This window comes from Streptomyces sp. NPDC051636, from assembly GCF_044453765.1.
Lineage (GTDB): Bacteria > Actinomycetota > Actinomycetes > Streptomycetales > Streptomycetaceae > Streptomyces.
On sequence record NZ_JBITDA010000001.1, the window covers coordinates 245,683 to 266,608 of the forward strand.

A 20,926-nucleotide genomic window follows, 5' to 3' on the forward strand; every position below is an offset into this window, starting at 1 on the left:
CGTGGGTGCCGGCCTGCTGGGGACTGCTGCCCCAGGCCCCCGCTCCGGCCTGAACGGCCTTGCCCTCGAACGCCGGACGGGCTGGTTACGCCGACGTCTTCTCGATCACTCGCGGCTTCAGGTCCGCGTTCTCCAGTACGTCCCTCAGGTGCCGTTCGACCACCGGCAGCACCTCCTCGATCGTCACGTCCCGCCCGAGTTCGCTCGCCAGGGACGCGACCCCCGCGTCCCGGATCCCGCACGGGATGATCCGGTCGAACCAGCGGTTGTCGGGGTTCACGTTGAACGAGAAGCCGTGCATCGTGACACCTTTGGCGACCCGGATGCCGATCGCCGCGATCTTGCGGTCCTCACGGCGCTGGCCGGCGTTGGAGGGGGCGTAATCCGGGCCGTTCAGCCGGGGGTCGAACTCCTCGTCGTGCAGACGCGGGTCGAAGTCCAGTGACAGCCCGCCGAGCGCCGGCCGCCGCTCCACCGGGTCGCCCAGCACCCACACCCCGCTGCGGCCCTCGACCCGGGTGGTCTCGAGGCCGAACTCCGCGCACGTGCGGATCAGCGCCTCCTCCAGGCGCCGTACGTGCGCGACCACGTCCACCGGGCGCGGGAGCTTCTGGATCGGGTAGCCCACCAGCTGGCCGGGGCCGTGCCAGGTGATCTTGCCGCCGCGGTCCACGTCGATGACCGGCGTGCCGTCGAGCGGGCGCTCGCTGTCCTCGGTGCGGCGGCCCGCCGTGTAGACCGGGGGGTGTTCGAGGAGCAGTACGGTGTCGGGGACCTCGTCGGCGAACCGCGCCGCGTGCACCCGGCGCTGCTCGTCCCAGGCCACCTGGTAGTCCACGGCCTCGGCACCGAATCCCATGCGGACGAACCGCAACCCACTCACGGCAAGCGCCTCCCTAGAAACTCGTAAGGCACGAAACGCGCCCACGCCACTGTACGTCCGACCGCTTGGCGTCAGCCTTGCGGGCAATCCTCACACGATCGGATGAATGCACACTGAAGCGTGCGAGCACGTGCTTACTCTCCGCTACATTCGCGCCGTTCACGAGGCCATAAGGGCTGCTCACAGGCAATCCGGGCACAAGCGGCCAGGCTGCTTGGGTTCGAAAGGCAGGAGACCGCACCGCACTATGACGGACCGACCCGCGCAGCGCACCCCCAACCGCCAGCTCGCCGCGCTCATCGCAGAAGCGGGGTTCTCCAATGCGGGTCTGGCCCGTCGCGTGGACCAGCTCGGGCTCGAACACGGGCTGGACCTCAGATACGACAAGACATCGGTCACCCGGTGGCTGCGCGGACAGCAGCCCCGGGGCACGACCCCGGCGCTGATCGCGGAGGTCTTCACCCGGCGCCTCGGCCGCCGCCTGACCGCCCAGGACCTGGGCCTGGACGCCTGCGCGCCGGTCTACGCGGGCCTGGAGTTCGCGGCGAGCCCCGAGGAGGCCGTCGACATCGTCAGCGGGCTGTGGCGCAAGGACTCCGGCAGCCACGCCGAGCTGCGCAAGATCGCCTTCACCCCGGCCGGCCTCGTCGTGCCCAGCCGGGACTGGCTGATCGGCCGGCCCGACGACAAGGTGGCCCGCGGCGAGCCGCCCGCCCGGGTGCCCGCGCAGGGCCGCCCGGCCGTGCCCCGCCAGCGGAGCCAGGCCGAGCGCGGCCTCGGCCAGAGGGTGACCTCCGGGGACATCGCCGCGCTCCGCTCGGTCGGCGAGCTCTTCCGCACCCTCGACGACGCCTACGGCGGCGGCCACGCCCGCCAGGCCCTGGTGCGTTACCTGGAGCACGAGTGCGAGCCGATGCTGCGCGGCACCTACGGCGAGCAGACCGGCCGCCGCCTGTTCGCCGCCGCCGCCGACCTCACCCGGCTCGCGGGCTGGACCTCGTACGACATCGCCGCGCACGGACTCGCCCAGCGCTACTTCGTGCAGGCGCTGCGGCTCGCCCAGGCGGCCGGGGACCGCTCCTACGGCTCCTACGTCCTGGTCACCATGAGCCGCCAGGCCGTCTACCTCGGGCACGGCCGGGAGGCCGTCCAGCTGGCCCGCGTGGCACAGCAGGGGGTCGGCACCAGCGCGCCGCCCGTCGTGCAGGCGCTGCTGCACGCGGCCGAAGCACGCGCCCACGGCGTGCTCGGCGAGGTGCGGGCGTGCACCGGCGCGCTCGTACGGGCCGAGCGCGCCCTGGAGGCGGCCCGGCCCGGGGACGAGGTGCCGTTCTGGGCGCGCTTCTTCGACGAGGCGCAGCTCGCCGACGAGTTCGGGCACTGCCACCGGGACCTGCAGCAGTTCCGCGCCGCCGCCCAGCACGCGGAGCGCTCCCTGCAGCTGCGCGCCCCCTCGTACGCCCGCAGCCGGCTGTTCTGCCGGGTCGTCCTCGCCACCGCCCGCCTCGGCCTCGGCGAACTCGACCAGGCCTGCGCGCTGGGCGCGGAGGCGGCCGGGCAGGCGGCGGAGATGCGCTCGGTCCGGGCGATCGAGTACGTCAGGGACTTCGAACGCCGGCTGGAGCCCTACAAGGACGCGGCACCGGTGCGGGGCTACCGCGACAAGGTCGCGGCTCTCGGGTGAGCCCCCTCCCGGCCCCGGAACCCTCGGCTCAGGCCGCCTTCCGCAAGGTCGCGGGCGGGTCCGCCCGGTGCATGGAGCCCGCCGCCCCCAGGTCCGCCAGGATCGCGGCGGCGGCCCGGTGGGCCGAGTGCAGCGCGCCCTGCACGGTGCTGGTGTCGCGGTGGTCGCCGCACACGTACAGGCCCGCCAGCAGCCGCACCGGCCGCCGCAGGTCGTGCGGCGGGCGCATCGCGGGGACGGCCTCGGCGGTGTGGTGCACGGCCAGGGTCTCCCAGCGGCGGGTCGAGGTGCCGTACAGCCGGGACAGGTGCGTGCGTACGGCGGTGTCCACGCCCTCGGGCGGAGCGCCGAGGACGGTCGAGGAGACCAGCGCCCGGCCCGCGGGCGCGCGGCTCGGGTCGACGTTGCTGACGACCGCGGTGTGCGCGACCGGGCCGCCGCGGTCGGCGTCGAGCAGCAGCGAGGCGCCCGTGGCCGGCGGTTCGTCCGTCGTGTGGTGGACCACCGTCACCGGGTGGAAGTCCGGCACGCGCAGTCCGGGCAGCAACTCGGCCGCGGCGCGCGCGTCGGTCGCCAGCAGCACGGCACGGCAACGGAACTCGCCGTGCTCATCGGTGGTCACGGCGGTGGTCGAGACCGAGGTGGCCTTGATCCCGGTGTGCACCGTGCCGGGGGGCAGGGACCGCGCCAGCAGCTCCGGCAGCATCTCGGCGCCGCCCTCCGGCACGCACAGCCGGCCGCTCGCGAAGGCGCGCAGCGCGAGGTCGGCGCACCGGCTGGACGTCGTCAGCTCCGGGTCGCACAGCAGGGCGGCGAGCAGGGGGCGCAGGAAGCCGTCGATGGTGCGGGCGGGCACCCCGCGCGAGGCGAGGGCCTGGGCGGCGGGGAGTTCCGGGCGGTCCAGGACGCGTTCGACGGGTGTACCGGCGATCCGGGCGAGGGCCACTCCCAGCCGGGCCTGGTCGACGGCACCGCCCACCGGTGCACCCGCTCGTACGGGTGGCACGACCGAGCTCCTGGGGGAGCTTGCCAGGACGCGTACGGCATGGAGTGCGCCCCTTGCGCTCCCTCCGCCCGCTGGTGCGCCCGCGCGCTGCCGGCGGCCGTCGCGGTGCAGCAGGACGCCGGGCGTGAACGGGCGCAGGGCGAGGGCGCCGAGGCCCGGTGTCAGGCGTAGCTCCGGATACGACGTGGACAGAAGCTGGCCGATCCGGTCGAGCCGGAAACCGTCGACCTTCTCCGTCGACATACGGCCGCCGACGTAAGGAGCGGCCTCCAGGACTGCGGTCGTTACTCCTGCGCTGCTCAGCCGATGCGCCGCCGAGAGACCGGCGATCCCGGCTCCCACGATGACGACGTCCACCTGGTACACGGGCTCAAGCACGAGGCCCCTCCTCGAGGTTGTGCGGCCGGTGGAGACGTCATGCCCCCAACCAGCTCCAGGGATACCCGAGTTCGGAACGAAGTTAGGGCCGTGATCGGGCAGGGACAGTCGCGCATGAACAGGGCACGGTCGCACGACGGTCGCATGTGGTCACAGGAGTTCCTCAGGCCGCCCGGATCGTGTCCTCGATCCCCGGGAACGCGAAGGTGAACCCCGACTCCAGCAGCCGCTTGGGCACCACCCGTTGACTGCCCAGCACATCCCCCGCCATCTCGCCCAGCACGGCCCTGAGCACCGGCGCCGGCACCGCGAACGCCGTCGGCCGGTGCAGCACGCGCCCCATCGCCGCCGTGATCTCACGGTTGGTCAGGGGCTGCGGGGCGGTCAGGTTGAACGGCCCCGACAGCCCGTCGGTGGCGAGGAGATGGCGCAGCGCGGCCACCTCGTCGTGCAGCGAGATGAACGACCAGTACTGCCGCCCGTCGCCCAGCCGCCCCCCGAGCCCCGCCTTGAACAGCGGGAACAGCCGCCCCCAGGCGCCGCCGCCACGGGCCACCACCAGCCCGGTCCGCGCGAACACCGTCCGCACGCCCGCCTCCCGCGCGGGCGCCGTGGCCTCCTCCCACTCCACGCACAGCGACGGCAGGAAGCCCTCCCCGGGCGGGGTGCCCTCGTCGGCCACCCGGTCCCCGGTGTCGCCGTAGATGCCGATCGCACTGCCGTTGACCAGCACGCGCGGCGGCTCGTCGAGGGCGGCCACGGCCTCCGCCAGCGCCGCCGTGCCCAGCACCCGGCTCTCCCGGATCCGCCGCTTGTACTCCTGCGTCCAGCGGTGGTCGCCGATGCCCGCGCCGGCCAGGTTGACCACCGCGTCGCAGCCGGCGAGCCCGGCCGCGTCCACGTACCGCCCCTCCGGGTCCCAGCAGACCTCGTCCGCGCCCCGGGCCGCACGGCGGACCAGGCGTACCACCTCGTGTCCGTCGGCGGTCAGGGACCGCACCAGAGCGCTGCCGATCAGACCGGACGCGCCGGTCACCGCGATGCGTGAACGTTGCATGCCGCCCATCCTGCCGCGTGCCGCCGGGAAATGACGGGGCGGCGCCACGTCTCCCGCCGTACAGTGACCGCCATGCCGGACCCCTCCATATCCCTGCGCCCCGCCAGGCCCGAGGACGACGAGGAGCTGACCGTTCTCGACGTGGCCACCTGGTCGCCCCTGCACGCGGTGATGCCCGAGCCGCAGCCGCCGTACCCGGCCTTCTTCACCGAGCGGCACACCGCCGAGGACACCCTGGTCGCCGAACTCGACGGCCGCGTCGTGGGTTACCTCCGCCTCGGCTTGCCCACCCCGCTCGCCTCCAACGCGCACGTACGGCAGATCCAGGGACTCGCCGTCGCCGGCGAGGCCCGCGGCCGGGGCGTCGGCCGCGCGCTGGTCCGCGCCGCCGTCGAGGAGGCGCGCAGGCGCGGCGCCCGCCGCATCACGCTGCGCGTCCTCGGGCACAACACCCCCGCCCGCAAGCTGTACGAGTCCGAGGGCTTCGTCGTCGAGGGCGTGCTGCCGGAGGAGTTCCTGCTGGCCGGGGAGTACGTCGACGACGTGTTCATGGGGCGTTCCGTGTCGTGACTCTCAGGACGTGACCAGGTCCCCTGTGTCCACCGGCGCCGTCGCGTCCGCCGCGCGCTCGGCGTCGGAGGCCACCTCGTCCGCCGTCAGCACGTACCCCGTCTCTTCGTCGGAGGTGGAGCGGGCGAAGACCACGCCGTACACCCGGCCGTCGGTGGTCAGCAGCGGGCCGCCGGAGTTGCCGGGCCGGACCGTCGACCGTATCGAGTAGATCTCGCGGGTGACGGTGGCGTCGTTGTAGATGTTCCGGCCGGTCGCCCGCACCCGGTTCGCCACCGTGGCCGCCTGCAGGTTGAGGTCGCCGTCCTGCGGATAGCCCGCGACCACCGCCGAGTCACCGCGCGAGGCATTGCCGTCGAAGCGGAGCACGGGGGCGTCGAGACCGGGCACGTACAGCACCGCGACGTCCCGCTGCGGGTCGAAGAGCACCACGCGCGCCTCGTGCGACTGCCCCACGCCCCCGATCCGCACGGTCGGATCGTCGATGCCCGCCACCACATGGGCGTTGGTCATCACGTGCTCCCGCGTGTACACGAACCCGCTGCCCTCGCGCCCCTGGGTGCCGGAGACACCCTCGATCTTCACCGTGCTCAGCTTGGCGGCCCTCGTGGCGCTGGCCGTGACGCTGTCGCCGGTGGGCTTGGCGACCTGGGCGGTCGACTCGTTCTCGAACGGGTTGAAGACCTGCGGGAAGCCCGCCTCCGTGAGCGCCGAAGTGGCCTGCGAGAACCACGAGGGCGTGGTCTCCGGCATCGCGTTGTGCACCGCGCCCAGCAGCGTCGAGTCACGTATCGCCGTCGTCACCGCCTGGGAGGAGGACGCGCCCAGCACGCTCGCGGCCACCCACGCCACGATCAGCACGGCGACCGAGTTGGCCGCCGCCCCGCCGATCCCGTCGGCGACTCGGAGCGGCCCCTCGTCCAGCTCGCGCCGCAGCCGCAGCGCCAACCGCCCCGCCAGCTCGTGCCCGACCACGCCCGGGACCAGCACCGTCAGCACCGCGGTGACGGTCGCCGCGGGCGTCCCGCGCGTGACGAGGTCCATCACCCAGGGCAGCACCCACACACCGGCGACCGCCCCGCCGACGAACCCGGCCAGCGAGACACAGCCGGCCACCAGCCCACGCCGGTAACCGGATGCCGCGTAGGCGAGGGTCACCAGCACAAGCACCAGGTCGAGCAAGTCCACGGAGCCGCCTTTCTCTCGGACCCGTTAGTACGGGCGGGACGGGCCCAGTGATCAGTTGCGCAGATCGGTGAGCGCACGTGGAGCCCTGGAACCGGCCACGTGTGCGTGTACCCCCAGAAACGTCCCGGACCAGGACGATGGTTCCGCCAGATGGCACAGCACACGTCGCGGGCGGGGCGGACCGCGCCGACAGTGGGACCATGCGGGTCGTCCGAGGAGCCCGGGGGAGAGAACGAGAGAGGGGCGCGCGCACCCCGCCTGCCCGGCGCGCACGCCGAGCCGCTCGCGCCGTGCTCGGCTGCCTGCCCGGCCTCGCCGCCGTCGTCGCGCTGGCGCTGTGCGCACGGGGCGTCGAGCGCACGGTCGCCGCACCCCGGCCCGCACAGCCGGCCACGGGCCGTCCCGCGTCGGACCAGGCGGACCATGCGCACCAGGCGGGCCCGGCGGCCCGGCACCGCGCTGCCCGGCCCCGCATCGTCCCCCGTACGGCCTGGCTGGACGCCACCGCCCGGCACACGCAGCCGCCCGCGCGCTACGACGACAGGGTCGTCGCCGTCTTCGTCCACCACACCGACTCGCCCAACCGCTACGCCTGCGCCGACGCGCCCCGCATCATCCGCCACCTCTACTCCGGCCAGACCGGCGCCCGCAGCTGGGACGACATCGGCTACAACTTCCTCGTCGACCGCTGCGGCACCATCTACGAGGGCCGCGCGGGCGGCGTCGACCGCCCCGTCACCGGCGCCCACACCCTGGGCTTCAACCACCGCACCGCCGGCATCGCCGCGCTCGGCACCTTCACCGCCGGGGTCCCCGTTCCCCGCGCCATGACCGACGCCATCGCGGCCCTGGCCGCCTGGAAACTGGGCCTCGCCGGCATCGACCCACGCGCGCGTGTGCCCCTCGTCTCCAGCAGCAGCCACAGCCGCTTCAAGACCGGCACCACCGCCACCTTCCCGGCCGTCGCCGGCCACAACGACGGCTACATGACGACCTGCCCGGGCGCGGCGCTGACCGCGAAGCTGCCGGCCATTCGGGAGGCGGCGGCACGGCTTCAGAGCAGGTGATTACGGAACCCCAGCAGACCCCTGACGCCCGCGTCCCCGACCGCGCCGGCGCCGCCGAGTGGCAGGCTCTCGCGCCGAGTGGCACCGCGTCTTCCGGGAGAGCCGCGAGCCCCTCCGTCACCACGTGATCCTCCGTCAACTCCCCACACTCTACGAATGCTTCAACCAGGCGGACATCCTCGTCAGCGACGTCTCCTCCGTGGTCGCCGACGTCGTCGCCGGCCTCAAGCCGTACGTCCTCACCAACGCCCGCGACCTGCCCGACGAGGAGTTCCGGGCCGCGTACACGACGGCGGGCGCGTGCCAGTCTCCTCGACCGTGAGTGCACCCGCCTGCCGGAGATCCTCCGCTCGGTGCGCGAGCCACGCCACGACCCGATGGCCGCGCAGCGCCGCACGCTGAAGGAGTACGTGCTGGGGCCGGACCGCCCCACGTCCATGGAAAGGTTCAACGCGGCGGTCAACGCGTTGGCCGACAAGGCTGCGACGGAACTGACGCAGCCTTGTCGGACTTGTACGCGAACACCGCTTTTCCGCAGCGGCGGACCGAGTCGACCGGCTCGGCCAGGCAATTCCAGCCGGGATCTTCCCAGGCGGCGATGTCGGCCGGACCTCTTCGGCGCTGTGCGCCTCAATGGTGGTGACGTACTCGAGCGACTGGCCGGACGAGGAGCGCCCCGGTCGCCGTTCCACGGCATCGAGCACCGAGATGAAGAAGGCGGGCACCTGGGCCGACGCCGTCCGCAGTCCCTGGACCGTCGTCTGCGCCGTCGCCACGGTCATCCTCGGCCCGGCCGCCGTCACCGCGTCCGCGCTCGACCAGGCCAACAGGGCACCGATGCACCACGCCGTGAAGGCCGGGCAGCCGCAGGCCTGCATCCCGTCGGACAGCACCCGGCGCCGCGCCACCGCCTGACGCTCACTCCTTGAAGCGGGCCCACAGACGCGGATACCGCTCCGCCAGCGCCCCCTCGTCCTCGAAGTCGATCGGCGTCCCCTCCGGCTCCGCAGGGGCCGGCGCGATGCCCAGGTCGGGCGCCACCGTGCCGGTGAGCTGCTCGTACGCCTCGTCCGCGGCGTAGCCGAGCTCCTCGCCGTCGCCGTCGATCTCCTCGTCGAAGTCGTCCAGGAGGTCGGCCAGGGAGTCCGGGTCGTGGACCGCGCCCTCGTAGATCTCGCGGCCCTGGCCGATCAGCCAGCAGCGGAAGAAGTCGAACGCGTCGTCGCTCGCCCCGTCCAGCAGGACCCATGCGGCGCCCCACAGGTCCCAGGTGTACGCGCGGTTGTAGCGGGCCTCGAAGTGACGGGCGAAGTCGAGGACCAGGTCCGGGTCCAGCTGCAGGAGCCGCTCCACGAGCAGGTCCGCCTGCTCTTCGGGATCGCCCCCGGCGGCCTCGCGGGTGGCGTCCACCAGCTCCCAGAACTCCATCTCGTCCATCACGGGTCCAGCATCGGCCCTCCGGCACGGGGGCGCACGTGGAGCGCGGCGGATCCGCGGATCGTCACGCGGAGGAGTACAGCGCGGCGGCACGCCGGGCGTCCCGGGCGAAACGCTCCCGCAGTGCCGCCGGCGCCAGCACCTCCGCCTCCGGGCCGAGCGCGGTCAGCTGGGTGTGCGCGACCTCCTCGGACTCCACCGGCAGGGTCAGGGTCACCCAGCCCTCGCCGTCCGCCTCGCCGGCCGCCGCCCGTATCGCCTCCCGGGCGGACACCGGATCGACCACGTACGGCAGCCTCCGCACACCCTGCGCCGACAGTCGTACGACGACCTCGGCCCGAAGGATCGACCGGGCGAAGCTCTCCGCCTGCTCCACCCAGTAGCCGGGCAGGTCGAAGTGCTCGCCGCGGACGAAGCGGTCGTCCAGCGCGGCCACGGCCGTGAACCTGTCGAGGCGGTACGTCCGGAAGGCGGCCGCCTCCGGGACCCTCGCGCACAGATACCAGACGCCCGCCTTCAGCACGAGCCCGTACGGCTCCAGAGTCCGCTCCACCTCCGTACCGTCGCGCCGGTAGCGGGCCGTGACGCACCGGTCGTCCCACACCGCCTCGGCCAGCGCGGGCAGCAGCACCGGCGTCTCCGGCTCCCGGAACCAGGCGGGCGCGTCCAGGTGGAAGCGCTGCGCCGCCGCGCGCGGAGCGTCCCGGAGGGAGGGAAGCAGGGCCGCCGACACTTTCAGGCGGGCCGCGGACGCCACGTCCTCCAGGCCCATCTCCCTGAGCGCCCCCGGTACGCCGGACAGGAACAGCGCCTCCGCCTCCGTCCGGGCCAGGCCCGTCAGCCGTGTCCGGTAGCCGCCGATCAGCCGGTAGCCCCCGGCCCGGCCACGGTCCGCGTACACCGGCACCCCCGCCTCCGACAGCGCCTGCGCGTCCCGCGTGACCGTCCGCTCCGAGACCTCCAGCTCGCGGGCGAGTTCGGCGGCGGTCATGGAGGGGCGGGACTGGAGCAGGAGCACCATCTTGATGAGGCGGGCGGCGCGCATACGTTCATGATGCCGGGGCCCACTGACAACGAAGGGGTACGGCAGCCGCCGTACCCCTTCGTTCGACTCGTCCGGCCCCGGTGCTTACAGCCCGTACTTCTCCCGGGCTTCCTTCACCGCCGTCGCCTTGACCTCGCCGCGCCGGGCCAGCTGGGCCAGGGCCGCGACGACGATCGACTCGGCGTCGACGCCGAAGTGGCGGCGGGCCGCCTCACGGGTGTCCGACAGACCGAAGCCGTCGGCGCCCAGGGAGGAGTAGTCCTGCTCGACCCACTGCGCGATCTGGTCGGGGACCTGGCGCATGTAGTCGGAGACGGCCAGGACCGGCCCCTCGGCGCCCTGGAGTGCCTGGCGTACGTACGGGACGCGCTCCTCGCCGCGCAGCAGGGCCGCGTCGGCCTCGAGGGCGTCGCGGCGCAGCTCCGTCCAGGAGGTGGCCGACCAGACGTCGGCCGCGACGCCCCAGTCCGCCGCGAGCAGTTGCTGTGCCTTGAGCGCCCAGTGGATCGCCGTCCCGGAGCCCAGCAGCTGGATGCGCGGGGCGTCGGCGGCCGGGGTGATGCCCGCCGACTCCGCCGTGTTGAAGCGGTACAGGCCCTTGACGATGCCCTCGTCGATGCCGAGGCCCGACGGCTTGGCGGGCTGCGGCAGCGGCTCGTTGTAGACGGTGAGGTAGTAGAAGACGTTCGGGTCCTCGCCGGGAGCCGCCTCGCCGTACATCCGGCGCAGACCGTCCTTGACGATCGTCGCGACCTCGTACGCGAACGCCGGATCGTACGTCAGCGCCGCCGGATTCGTCGCCGCGATCACCGGGGAATGGCCGTCGGCGTGCTGCAGGCCCTCGCCCGTCAGGGTCGTGCGGCCTGCCGTGGCGCCGACGAGGAAGCCGCGGCCGAGCTGGTCGCCGAGCTGCCACATCTGGTCGGCCGTGCGCTGCCAGCCGAACATCGAGTAGAAGATGTAGAACGGGATCATCGCCTCGCCGTGCGTCGCGTACGACGTCGAAGCGGCGATGAAGTCGGCCATCGAGCCGGCCTCGGTGATCCCCTCGTTGAGGATCTGGCCGTTCTTGGCCTCCTTGTAGTACATCAGCTGGTCGCGGTCGACCGGCTCGTACGTCTGCCCCTTGGGCGAGTAGATGCCCAGGGACGGGAACAGGCTCTCCATGCCGAAGGTGCGCGCCTCGTCGGGGACGATCGGCACCCAGCGCCCGCCCGTCTCCTTGTCGCGGACCAGGTCCTTGATCAGGCGAACGAACGCCATGGTGGTGGCGACGTTCTGGGAGCCGGAACCCTTGTCGAAGGAGGCGAACGCCTTCTCGGCGGGCGCGGGCAGCGGGGCCACCGGGTGGACGCGGCGGGCCGGGGCCGGGCCGCCGAGGGCCGCGCGGCGCTCCTGCAGGTAGCGGACCTCGGGTGAGTCGGCGCCGGGGTGGCCGTAGGGGACCACGCCGTCGGTGAAGTCGCTGTCCTTGATCGGCAGGTCGAGAAGGTCGCGCATCGCCTTGAACTCGTCCACCGACAGTTTCTTCATCTGGTGGTTGGCGTTCTTCGACGCGAAGCCGTCGCCGAGGGTGTGGCCCTTGACCGTCTGGGCCAGGATGACGGTCGGCGCGCCCTTGTGGTCGACGGCCGCCTTGTAGGCCGCGTAGACCTTGCGGGCCTCGTGACCACCGCGCGAGAGGTGGAAGCACTCGAGGATCTTGTCGTCGCTCAGCAGCTTCGCCATCTCCACGAGCGCCGGGTCGGCGCCGAAGAAGTCCTGGCGGATGTAGGCCGCGTCGCGGGTCTGGTACGTCTGGATCTGCGCGTCCGGTACCTGGCGCAGACGGCGTACGAGCGCGCCGGTGGTGTCGAGCCGGAACAGCTCGTCCCAGGCCGAGCCCCACAGCGTCTTGACGACGTTCCAGCCGGCGCCGCGGAACTGGGCCTCCAGCTCCTGCACGATCTTGAAGTTGGCGCGGACCGGGCCGTCGAGGCGCTGCAGGTTGCAGTTGATGACGAAGGTGAGGTTGTCGAGCTCCTCACGGGCCGCGAGTGCGAGGGCCGCCGTCGACTCGGGTTCGTCCATCTCGCCGTCGCCCAGGAATGCCCAGACGTGGGAGGCGGAGACGTCCTTGATGCCGCGGTTGGTGAGGTAGCGGTTGAAGCGCGCCTGGTAGATCGCGGAGAGCGGGCCGAGGCCCATCGACACCGTCGGGAACTCCCACAGCCAGGGCAGGCGGCGCGGGTGTGGGTACGACGGCAGGCCGTTGCCGCCGGTCTCCTGGCGGAAGTTGTCGAGGTGCTGCTCGTTCAGGCGGCCGTCGAGGAAGGCGCGGGCGTAGATGCCGGGGGAGGCGTGGCCCTGGATGTAGAGCTGGTCGCCCGAACCGTCGGCCTCCTTGCCCTTGAAGAAGTGGTTGAAGCCGGTCTCGTACAGCCAGGCCGCGGAGGCGAAGGTGGCGATGTGGCCGCCGACGCCGTGTTTGGCGCCACGGGTCACCATCGCGGCCGCGTTCCAGCGGTTCCACGCGGTGATCCGGGCCTCCATGGCCTCGTCACCGGGGACGCCGGGCTCGGCGGCGGTCGGGATGGTGTTGACGTAGTCGGTCTCGAGGAGCTTCGGCAGCGCGATGCCGCCCGCCTCGGCGCGCTCCAGCGTACGGCGCATCAGGTACGCGGCGCGGTGCGGCCCGGCCTCCCTGGCGACGGCGTCGAGGGAGGCCTGCCACTCGGCGGTCTCCTCCGGGTCACGGTCCGGGAGCTGGTCGAGCGCGCTCGGCTGGATGGCGTGGGGGTCGGTCATGTCGCCGCCTTCCTCAGTCGAAGGGGGTTCCCTCGTCGAAAAGGGTTCGGGGGTGCCCTTTGTCTTTGGCAGGACAGGGCGGTGGACTCGGGTGGCAAGTCCGTCGGCGACTGTAACTCCCTGATCGATGATCGATCAAAGAGTTGAGGGGCAAAACTTCTCGATTACGAGAAAGTCGGCACGCGGTGCCTCTCAACGGGGCACCGGGTGCCGCTGATGAAGCAAGGTTTTCGCGGGTGAGCGCAGGTGTACTCGACTGCGTCAGGCGCGCGGAGCGCAGCCCAGGACGTGTGCCTTCACCAGCTCCGCGATGCGGGGATCCCGGCGCTTGAACGCCTGCACGAGCTCCTCGTGCTCCTCCGCGTACGACTGCTGCACCGTGCCCAGCCAGCGGATCGACAGGGCCGTGAAGACCTCGATGCCCAGGCCCTCCCAGGTGTGCAGCAGCACGGAGTTGTCCGCCGCGCGGACCAGCTCGCGGTGGAAGCCGACGGTGTGGCGCACCTGGGCGGTGCCGTCGGCCTTGCGGTCGGCCTCGTACAGGGCCAGCACATGCGGCTCCAGGGCCGAGCAGTCCTCCGCGAGGCGGTCCGCGGCCAGCTCCGCCGCGATCGCCTCCAGACCGGCCCGGACCGGGTAGCTCTCCTCCAGGTCGGCCGCGGTCAGGTTCCGCACCCGTACGCCCTTGTTCGGCGCGGACTCGATCAGCCGCAGGGACTCCAGCTCGCGCAGGGCCTCGCGGACCGGGGTCTGGCTGACCTCCAGCTCGGTCGCGATCCGGCGCTCCACGATCCGCTCGCCCGGCTGCCAGCGCCCGCTGACGATTCCCTCCACGATGTGCTCGCGGATCTGTTCGCGCAGCGAGTGGACGACGGGCGCGGTCATGAGGGCTCCTCGGCAGTGCGGACCCGGCGGGTCGGCGGGACCCTTAGACAATACGGCCGTGCCTCCGGACGGAAGGGGCACGGTCGCTCTCGCCTCAGGTGATGCCTGTTACAGAGAAGTGCCCGCCCGGCTGTGGAAGCATTCCGCTTCGTCGACGCGGTGCTCCTGGGCGGAATGGCAACGCTGTTGTGTGTCAGGGCCGTTGGAGCTCGTGACCGATCAGTGAATCTTGAAGCTCTCGAACCCGCCTTCGATTAGGTTGGGCTCGGGAGAGGTGGCAGGCAGCCGAGGCTGATGGAACGGGGGGCGTGGTGGGGCAGAAGAAGGACCTGGCGGCCAAGGGCGAGGATCTGACCAGGCTGGCCGACGACCTCGGCACCATGCAGGAGCACCTCACCCGGCAGGTCGAGCGCATGGACCGGGTCGTCGACGAGATCGAGGAGGGCTGGCGGGGGCCCGCGGCGGTCGAGTACCGCAAGCTCCACCGCTCGGTCGCCGAGGACGCCGTCCGGATCCGCGAGGTCATGAAGAAGCTCGAGGAGGCCGTGCGGCTGAGCCGGGACGGGTTCACCGAGACGGAGCTCGAAGTGCTGGCGCGCATGCGCGCCGTCCACGTCGACGTCGAGGCCGAGGCGGACAAGCTGTCCACGCCCGCCGAGGTGCCGCCGACGCGCCCGCGCAGCGGCCTCGACCAGCTGTGACACCAGCTCAGTCAGCGAACGACGCGATACGGGACGGCGGCGCGGCGGTGCCCCCGTCCGGAACGGGGAGTGCGGTATGCAGGGCGGCAGCGCCGAAGACGACTACATAGCGGTCTCGTTCGGCACGCTGGAACATCTGACCGTCGAACTCGACGACATCCTCAAGCAGCTCAACGGAAAACTGGACGACCTCTACACGCGCCTGGCGCCGGTCGTCGCGTCCTGGCAGGGCGAGGCCCGGGAGGTGTTCCTCAAGGAGCTCGACAAGTGGGACAAGTCGGCGAGGGACCTGCAGGCGGCCCAGAAGTGGCTGCACGAGGTCGTGACCAGCGGTCATCGCGGGTACGCGGCCGCGCACCGCGCGGTGCTGCGGGGATGGGGTGGCGCCTGATGGCCGAGCGGCGGCCCACCGACGAGCAGCGGCAGAAGGAGCGGGCCGAGGCCCGGCCCCGCTCGCCCAAGACGAGCGGCGGCGGCTTCGACGTACAGCCGCCGCACCTGTACTACACCTCCCTCGTGGTGCGCGACGGGCAGTTCGACTACGACAAGGGCGCCACGGCGCTGGTCGAGGTGCTGAACCAGTACAGCCAGTCGGCGGGCGCCGGCTGGGGCGCGGACGAGTTCTCGGCGGCGTACAAGTCGGTGGCCGAGAAGTTCCTGGAGCTGTGGGCGAAGAGCGTGGTCAGCGTGGGCGGGGTCGCCGTCGGCCTGACACACACGGCGAACAAGTACGTCCAGGCCGACTGGCAGGCGCGCCGGATGTACGGCCCGCCGCCCGTCGACAAGGCGCCGCCCGCCGTCATCGAGAAACCGCCCAGGTACGGTCCGGTCAACGACATCAAGTGGTCCGGTACCGGCGAGGACGCGGACTCCTCGGAGATCGCGGGCATCCTCGGCGAGATCCCCGACTTCCTCGCCGACGTGATCCGGCCGGCCATTGAACACGGCCTCAGGCTCGGCAAGATGCACGAGATCACGCCGGGGTGCAAGGACGAGGAGTTCAAGGACATGGCCACCGCCTGGGGTGCGGCCCAGAAGGCCGCCAAGGGCGCGTCCGACGACTTCAACGGTGCCATCAAGTTCATCAGCAACAACAAGGGCAACGACGAGTGGCAGGGCGCCATGAAGGCTTTCTGCCAGACCATCTGGGGCACCACCGAATGGGGCAGGACCTACGACAAACAGATGCAGCGGGTCTCCATCGGTCGTAGCTGGAAGACCGACCGCAAGGTCGTGCCCGCGAAGCGGCGTCCCATCATCGACATCCTTCAGGAGACGGCGACCGCCGTGCAGAAGGAGCTCGACGAGTTGGCCGGCGTGGCGGTCACGACCAGGGAGACCACCACCCGGCTCGGCAAAGAGGCGGCGAAGGCCACGGTCAGGGACCTGACCACGGACCTCGACCCGTTCGAGATGACCCGGCTCGCGGCGACCCTGGCGTTCGGCGAGATCGTCATGACGTTCCGCTCGCACATGGACAAGGCGGCCGCGGACGCGGCGGTCGAGAAGTACCACCAGGCCTTCAGCGACGCCGCCACCAAGCTCAAGGCGCTGGAGCCCGAGTTGGACGAGGCACTGCTCAGTGTGCCGACGTTCGTGGCGGAGGAGGCCCGCGCGGAGGGGTACGGAGCGCGCTCCCTCAACGACTTCAAGAAGGAGCACAGCTGGCAGCGGCCGGAGAGTCCGATTCCGTACAAGTACAGCCTCGATCTTGCGTCCGAGGAGGAACTGTACGGCGGGCACAGCATCGACAAGCATGTGGGTCTGACGGACATGCAGCTGACGCAGCGGTTGCGGGACGAATCGAGCGGATCGGGGGCGGTGCAGATTCCCGGAGCTTCCAGCTTCACTGACCTGGAATCGGCGCAGAATTACACCCAGTACAACATTCGGTGCAATTCGACGAAAATTGACAAGTGGCTTAAAGGGCCTCCGGATCCGGGTGACAAAGAGCCGTTCTCGGTGGGGTCGGTCGACACCGGGAATCACGCGCTTCCCGTCGTGACCGGGCGCACGGCGCAAGTGGTGAATGATCACCCGACGCCGCCGAAGGACGCCCACGGGGTCTTGACGGTGCTCAAGTACGAACCAAATCTGGACCCGCCGTTCGTCGTTTATACGTCCATGCCCGAGTGATGAGTGAGGAGGCAATGGTGGCCGAGCTCGACGAGCGGTCGTGGGCCGATGCGATCGGCATGTACGCGCGCAGGTACACCATCGCCAAGGTGACGCGCAGGGAGCACGAGGACTGGGCGCTGGATGTGTACACACTGATGCGCGGTGACACGCCGGACACGCGCGGCTGGCGCGTGAACGACCCCCTCGCGGACGAGTTCGAAAGGCTGGACGACCCGTTCTATCCCTTCGTCGAACTGCCGACCGACCCCGAGAAGGCGGACGCTCTCAAATCCCGTGTGTATGAGATTCCGCGCTCTTCCGCCAAAAAGTTCCTCGTAGCCCTTTCCACGCTGTGGCTCAACGTCGAGAAAACTCCGGAATTCGAAGAACGCAGGTATGATCTGGAGAGGAAGGCTGACGTCATTCTCTCGCGCTTTCCTGGGGACTCCCGCTTCTACGCCAACACCGGGCGTGACAGTGCACATCTCGATTACTGCAAGCGTATTTCTCTCTGCAACACAATTTCTCAACACGGTTGGGACCTCGGCCTGTTCCTCGTCTCCGAGACGGAAGTAGGGATGGTTTGGTCCTTCCATGCGTGGTGACGAGAAGAGTGAGGAGACAGCGATGGCCGAGCTCGACGAGCGGGCGTGGTCCGATGCGATCGGTATGTACGAGCGGCGGGCGACCATTGCCAAGGTGACGAGCAGGAAGCACGAGAACTGGCTGCTCGACCTGGCCACCCTGATGCACGGTGACACCCGCGACGCCCGCGGCTGGCGCACGGTGGACATATGGGAGGGCGAACTCGAAAGGCTCGACGAACCGTCCTACCCCTTCGTCGGGCCTTCGGAGGCTGGCGCGACGCCGGACGCCTGGAAGCCCTATCTGTATGAGATTCCGCGTTCTCAGGCCGCACGGTTCCTCGTGGCCCTTTCCACGCCCTGGATCGATGTCACAAAGGAACCTGATTTTGAGGAGCGCAGGGAGGCCCTTGAAGCGAACGCCCGCGTCATCCTGTCGCGCTTCCCCGAAGGCTCGCATTTCTACGCGAACACCGGGCGCGACAGCGCTGTCCGCGACTACTACCAGCGGGTTTCTGGGTGGCACTCCTTTTCCGTGCGCACCTTCGACTTCGGCTTGGTGCTCGTGTCGGAGACGGAAGTCGGGATGGTCTGGTCATTCCGCTGATGTGATGCGATCCGCCGTGCCGCCCGATCCTCTGTACTGCCCACCATGGAGAAGCCCCGTGCGCACCCGCACCGCCACCTACCCCGACCGGGAAACCGCCCAGTGGGCGACCCAGCACGTGGTCACCCGCAACGAACAGGTCATCCACCGCTGGCTGGCCCAGTCCACCCGGGCGCGGCTGACGATCGAGGCGGCCTGGCCGTCCCGTGAGGAGCCCGTCGGCAGGGTGCTGCTGCAGGCCATGATGCTGGCCGGGCGCGGAGCCGTCGACGTCCGGGCCGCCCGGGTAGTGCTGCGCCGCGAGCCGTCCGCCCCGCACGGGTTCACCGTGCACGCCAGCTTCCCCGTCTACCTGTGAAGGCAGTGGTCCGACCGTGGCGCTGACCCCCCTTGAGCACGACCGCAGATACGGCGAGCTGGACCAGGTCCTGCGCGCCTACCTCGGCCGGCCCGCCGATGACACCGAAGAGAAGCCGAGCGCGGCCCTCACCGCGTATCTGCGGCACACCTGGCACACCCGCCCCTGGGCGCTCGCCGCCGCCGAGAGCCAGCTGCGGGAGTACGCGCGCACCCCGCCGGGGCGGCTGAGGATCCGGCTCGGCGAGTTCTACGCCCTGCCGGACGTGGGCCTGGCGGACGCGGAGATCCTGGACTGGCTGACGCTGCTCGCCGACCACATCCGGCGCAGCATCGAGGAGGGGCGGGTCCCGGCCCCCGCGAAGCCGGACACGCACTGGGAGTGGCATGCCAGGTTCCCCGAGCTCGGGCAGTTCCTCGGCGGCTGGTTCTCCCAGGACATGCCCGACGAGTTCGGCGGGCACGACGCGGCGGTGGACGACTACGCCGCGACGACCGACCGGCAGCTCGTCGCGCGCCTCGTGGGGGAGGTACGGGAACTGCTGGCCCTCGGGCTCGAGGAGAGCGAGTACGCCGTCGCTGCCGCCGAGCTGGGCATGGAGGTCGAGGCCCCCGACCAGCTCGCCGTGAGCGGCTGGCTCGCGCTGGTGGCGGCACGCCTCGCATAGCGGCGCCCCCAACGAGCAGAGCCCCCGCCCGGAGAAGGACTCCGGACGGGGGCTCTGCCGTACTGCCTGATCAGGGAGATCAGAGGCCCAGCTCGACCTCGAACTCGCCCGCCTCCAGGATCGCCTTGACCGCCGTCAGGTAGCGGGCCGCGTCGGCGCCGTCCACCAGACGGTGGTCGTAGGAGAGGGTCAGGTAGGTCATGTCGCGGACGCCGATGACCGTGCCCTCCTCGGTCTCGATGACGGCCGGACGCTTGACCGTGGCACCGATACCGAGGATCGCGACCTGGCCCGGCGGCACGATGATCGTGTCGAACAGCGCGCCGCGCGAACCGGTGTTGGAAATGGTGAAGGTCGCGCCGGACAGCTCGTCCGGGGTGATCTTGTTGGCGCGGACCTTGCCCGCCAGCTCCGCCGTCGCCTTGGCGATACCGGCGATGTTGAGGTCGCCCGCGTGCTTGATGACCGGGGTCATCAGGCCCTTCTCGGAGTCCACCGCGATACCGACGCTCTCGGTGTCGAAGTAGGTGATGGTCCCCTCGGCCTCGTTGATCCTGGCGTTGATGACCGGGTGGGCCTTCAGCGCCTGGGCCGCGGCCTTGACGAAGAACGGCATCGGGGAGAGCTTGACGCCCTCACGGGCCGCGAACGCGTCCTTGGCGCGGGCGCGCAGCTTCATCAGGCGGGTGACGTCGACCTCGACGACCGAGGACAGCTGGGCCTGCTCGTGCAGGGCCTTGACCATGTTGTCGCCGATGACCTTGCGGATGCGCGGCATCTTGACGGTCTGGCCACGGAGCGGGGAGGCCTCAAGGACCGGGGCCTTCTTGGCAGCCGGGGCGGCGGCCGGAGCCGGGGCAGCGGCGGCGACCTTCGCGGCCTCGGCGGCGGCGAGGACGTCCTGCTTGCGGATACGGCCGCCGACGCCGGTGCCCTTGACGGTGGACAGGTCGACGCCGTTCTCGGCGGCGAGCTTGCGCACCAGCGGGGTCACGTACGCACCCTCGTCGGTCGCCTGGGCGGCGGCCGGCGCGGCGGCCGGGGTCACCGGAGCCGGGGCGGGCGCGGGAGCGGCCGGGGCCGGCTCGGGGGCCGGGGTGACCTGCTGCTGCGGGGCCGGAGCCGTGGGCGCCTGCGGGGCAGGAGCCGGGGTGGCGGGCGCGGCCGGAGCGGGAGCCGGGGCCGGAGCCTCGGCGGCGGGCGCCGGAGCCGGAGCGGCCGGGGCCGGAGCGGCGGCCGGTGCGGCACCCGGGGCGCCGATGACGGCCAGCTTGGCGCCGACCTCGGCGGTCTCGTCCTCGCCGACCGTGATCTCCAGCAGCACACCCGAGGTGGGCGCCGGGATCTCGGTGTCGACCTTGTCCGTGGAGACCTCGAGCAGCGGCTCGTCGGCCTCGACGCTGTCGCCGACCGACTTCAGCCAGCGGGTGACGGTGCCCTCGGTGACGGACTCGCCCAGCGCGGGCAGGACCACGTCCGTGCCCTGGGCCGACGAGCCGCCGGCGGTGGCCTCGGCGGTCGGGGCCGGGGCCGGGGCGGCCTGCTCGGTGGAGGGGGCGACCGGGGCCTGGGCGGCCGGGGCGGCCGTGGGGGTCGGCGCCGGCGCTGCGGCCGGAGCCGACTCGGCGGCGGGGGCCGGGGCGGCCGCGGGGGCACCGGTACCGTCGTCGATGACGGCCAGCTCGGCGCCGACCTCGACGGTCTCGTCCTCGGCGACCTTGATGGAGGCCAGCACACCGGCGGCGGGCGAGGGGATCTCGGTGTCGACCTTGTCGGTCGAGACCTCGAGCAGCGGCTCGTCGGCCTCGACGCGTTCGCCCTCGGCCTTCAGCCAGCGGGTGACAGTGCCCTCGGTGACGCTCTCACCGAGCGCCGGAAGGGTTACGGAAACCGCCATGGTTTCG

Annotated in this window: 21 protein-coding genes; 12 read left to right on the forward strand and 9 right to left on the reverse strand. The window is 71.6% G+C overall.

Annotation, left to right across the window (positions count from 1 at the left end; all coding sequences use genetic code 11):
- Nucleotides 1–85 precede the first annotated feature (85 nt).
- Nucleotides 86–883 (reverse strand): lipoyl(octanoyl) transferase LipB, encoded by a 798-nt coding sequence (gene lipB / locus ACIBBH_RS01160; RefSeq protein ID WP_399400639.1) that lies wholly within the window; start codon nt 881–883, stop codon nt 86–88.
- A gap of 247 nt (nt 884–1,130) precedes the next feature.
- Here lipB and ACIBBH_RS01165 point away from each other — a divergent pair, with 247 nt between their 5' ends.
- Nucleotides 1,131–2,567: a regulator gene (locus tag ACIBBH_RS01165; protein ID WP_399400641.1), complete on the forward strand. Its 1,437-nt coding sequence runs from the start codon at nt 1,131–1,133 to the stop codon at nt 2,565–2,567.
- A 28-nt stretch (nt 2,568–2,595) separates the two neighbouring features.
- On the opposite strand, the gene ACIBBH_RS01170 is transcribed toward ACIBBH_RS01165, so the two are convergent.
- Nucleotides 2,596–3,951, reverse strand: coding sequence for an NAD(P)/FAD-dependent oxidoreductase (locus ACIBBH_RS01170; RefSeq protein WP_399400643.1), 1,356 nt, complete (start codon nt 3,949–3,951; stop codon nt 2,596–2,598).
- 163 nt (nt 3,952–4,114) lie between these two features.
- Nucleotides 4,115–5,008 carry a TIGR01777 family oxidoreductase gene (locus tag ACIBBH_RS01175; RefSeq protein ID WP_399400645.1) on the reverse strand — a complete coding sequence of 298 codons (894 nt, stop codon included), beginning with the start codon at nt 5,006–5,008 and terminating at the stop codon, nt 4,115–4,117.
- A 72-nt stretch (nt 5,009–5,080) separates the two neighbouring features.
- Between ACIBBH_RS01175 and ACIBBH_RS01180 the strand changes: the two genes are divergently transcribed.
- The gene (locus ACIBBH_RS01180) at nt 5,081–5,578 is read left to right on the forward strand and encodes a GNAT family N-acetyltransferase (protein ID WP_399400647.1); all 498 of its coding nucleotides are present in this window, start codon (nt 5,081–5,083) and stop codon (nt 5,576–5,578) included.
- A gap of 3 nt (nt 5,579–5,581) precedes the next feature.
- Here ACIBBH_RS01180 and ACIBBH_RS01185 read toward each other — a convergent pair whose 3' ends face one another.
- Nucleotides 5,582–6,766 carry a MarP family serine protease gene (locus tag ACIBBH_RS01185; protein ID WP_399400649.1) on the reverse strand — a complete coding sequence of 395 codons (1,185 nt, stop codon included), beginning with the start codon at nt 6,764–6,766 and terminating at the stop codon, nt 5,582–5,584.
- 137 nt (nt 6,767–6,903) lie between these two features.
- Here ACIBBH_RS01185 and ACIBBH_RS01190 point away from each other — a divergent pair, with 137 nt between their 5' ends.
- From ACIBBH_RS01190 to ACIBBH_RS01200, 3 genes are all read left to right on the forward strand, one after another.
- Nucleotides 6,904–7,833 carry a peptidoglycan recognition protein gene (locus ACIBBH_RS01190; RefSeq protein WP_399400651.1) on the forward strand — a complete coding sequence of 310 codons (930 nt, stop codon included), beginning with the start codon at nt 6,904–6,906 and terminating at the stop codon, nt 7,831–7,833.
- A 124-nt stretch (nt 7,834–7,957) separates the two neighbouring features.
- On the forward strand, nt 7,958–8,155 hold the full coding sequence (locus ACIBBH_RS01195) for a hypothetical protein (RefSeq protein WP_399400653.1): 198 nt from the start codon (nt 7,958–7,960) through the stop codon (nt 8,153–8,155).
- Between the two features lie 386 nt (nt 8,156–8,541).
- The gene (locus tag ACIBBH_RS01200) at nt 8,542–8,748 is read left to right on the forward strand and encodes a hypothetical protein (RefSeq protein ID WP_399401458.1); all 207 of its coding nucleotides are present in this window, start codon (nt 8,542–8,544) and stop codon (nt 8,746–8,748) included.
- A gap of 3 nt (nt 8,749–8,751) precedes the next feature.
- On the opposite strand, the gene ACIBBH_RS01205 is transcribed toward ACIBBH_RS01200, so the two are convergent.
- The 4 genes from ACIBBH_RS01205 to ACIBBH_RS01220 all read right to left on the reverse strand — a co-directional run bounded on the left by ACIBBH_RS01205 (nt 8,752) and on the right by ACIBBH_RS01220 (nt 13,987).
- Complete coding sequence (locus ACIBBH_RS01205) at nt 8,752–9,270, reverse strand: DUF4240 domain-containing protein (RefSeq protein ID WP_399401460.1); 519 nt, start codon at nt 9,268–9,270, stop codon at nt 8,752–8,754.
- Nucleotides 9,271–9,334: 64 nt separating this feature from the next.
- Nucleotides 9,335–10,315, reverse strand: a complete 981-nt coding sequence (locus ACIBBH_RS01210) for a helix-turn-helix transcriptional regulator (protein WP_399400655.1) — start codon at nt 10,313–10,315, stop codon at nt 9,335–9,337.
- A gap of 84 nt (nt 10,316–10,399) precedes the next feature.
- Complete coding sequence (aceE, locus tag ACIBBH_RS01215) at nt 10,400–13,102, reverse strand: pyruvate dehydrogenase (acetyl-transferring), homodimeric type (RefSeq protein WP_399400657.1); 2,703 nt, start codon at nt 13,100–13,102, stop codon at nt 10,400–10,402.
- A 261-nt stretch (nt 13,103–13,363) separates the two neighbouring features.
- Nucleotides 13,364–13,987, reverse strand: coding sequence for a GntR family transcriptional regulator (locus tag ACIBBH_RS01220; protein ID WP_361123314.1), 624 nt, complete (start codon nt 13,985–13,987; stop codon nt 13,364–13,366).
- 308 nt (nt 13,988–14,295) lie between these two features.
- Here ACIBBH_RS01220 and ACIBBH_RS01225 point away from each other — a divergent pair, with 308 nt between their 5' ends.
- The 7 genes from ACIBBH_RS01225 to ACIBBH_RS01255 all read left to right on the forward strand — a co-directional run bounded on the left by ACIBBH_RS01225 (nt 14,296) and on the right by ACIBBH_RS01255 (nt 19,022).
- Nucleotides 14,296–14,688, forward strand: a complete 393-nt coding sequence (locus ACIBBH_RS01225) for a WXG100 family type VII secretion target (RefSeq protein WP_399400659.1) — start codon at nt 14,296–14,298, stop codon at nt 14,686–14,688.
- A gap of 76 nt (nt 14,689–14,764) precedes the next feature.
- On the forward strand, nt 14,765–15,079 hold the full coding sequence (locus ACIBBH_RS01230; RefSeq protein ID WP_399400661.1) for a WXG100 family type VII secretion target: 315 nt from the start codon (nt 14,765–14,767) through the stop codon (nt 15,077–15,079).
- Nucleotides 15,079–16,824 carry an RNase A-like domain-containing protein gene (locus ACIBBH_RS01235; RefSeq protein WP_399400663.1) on the forward strand — a complete coding sequence of 582 codons (1,746 nt, stop codon included), beginning with the start codon at nt 15,079–15,081 and terminating at the stop codon, nt 16,822–16,824. Before ACIBBH_RS01230 ends, ACIBBH_RS01235 begins: the two co-directional genes overlap by 1 nt.
- Entirely contained in the window at nt 16,824–17,411 is a 588-nt protein-coding gene (locus ACIBBH_RS01240) for a hypothetical protein (RefSeq protein WP_399400665.1), read from the forward strand. Before ACIBBH_RS01235 ends, ACIBBH_RS01240 begins: the two co-directional genes overlap by 1 nt.
- Before the next feature lie 22 nt (nt 17,412–17,433).
- Nucleotides 17,434–17,997: a hypothetical protein gene (locus ACIBBH_RS01245; protein ID WP_399400666.1), complete on the forward strand. Its 564-nt coding sequence runs from the start codon at nt 17,434–17,436 to the stop codon at nt 17,995–17,997.
- 58 nt (nt 17,998–18,055) lie between these two features.
- Entirely contained in the window at nt 18,056–18,355 is a 300-nt protein-coding gene (locus ACIBBH_RS01250; protein ID WP_399400667.1) for an RNase A-like domain-containing protein, read from the forward strand.
- Nucleotides 18,356–18,371: 16 nt separating this feature from the next.
- A complete protein-coding gene (locus tag ACIBBH_RS01255) occupies nt 18,372–19,022 on the forward strand; it encodes a contact-dependent growth inhibition system immunity protein (RefSeq protein ID WP_399400669.1) in 651 nt (216 codons plus the stop codon).
- Nucleotides 19,023–19,101: 79 nt separating this feature from the next.
- Here the strand turns inward: ACIBBH_RS01255 and sucB are convergent, their stop codons facing one another.
- Complete coding sequence (gene sucB / locus ACIBBH_RS01260) at nt 19,102–20,919, reverse strand: 2-oxoglutarate dehydrogenase, E2 component, dihydrolipoamide succinyltransferase (RefSeq protein ID WP_399400671.1); 1,818 nt, start codon at nt 20,917–20,919, stop codon at nt 19,102–19,104.
- Nucleotides 20,920–20,926 lie beyond the last annotated feature (7 nt).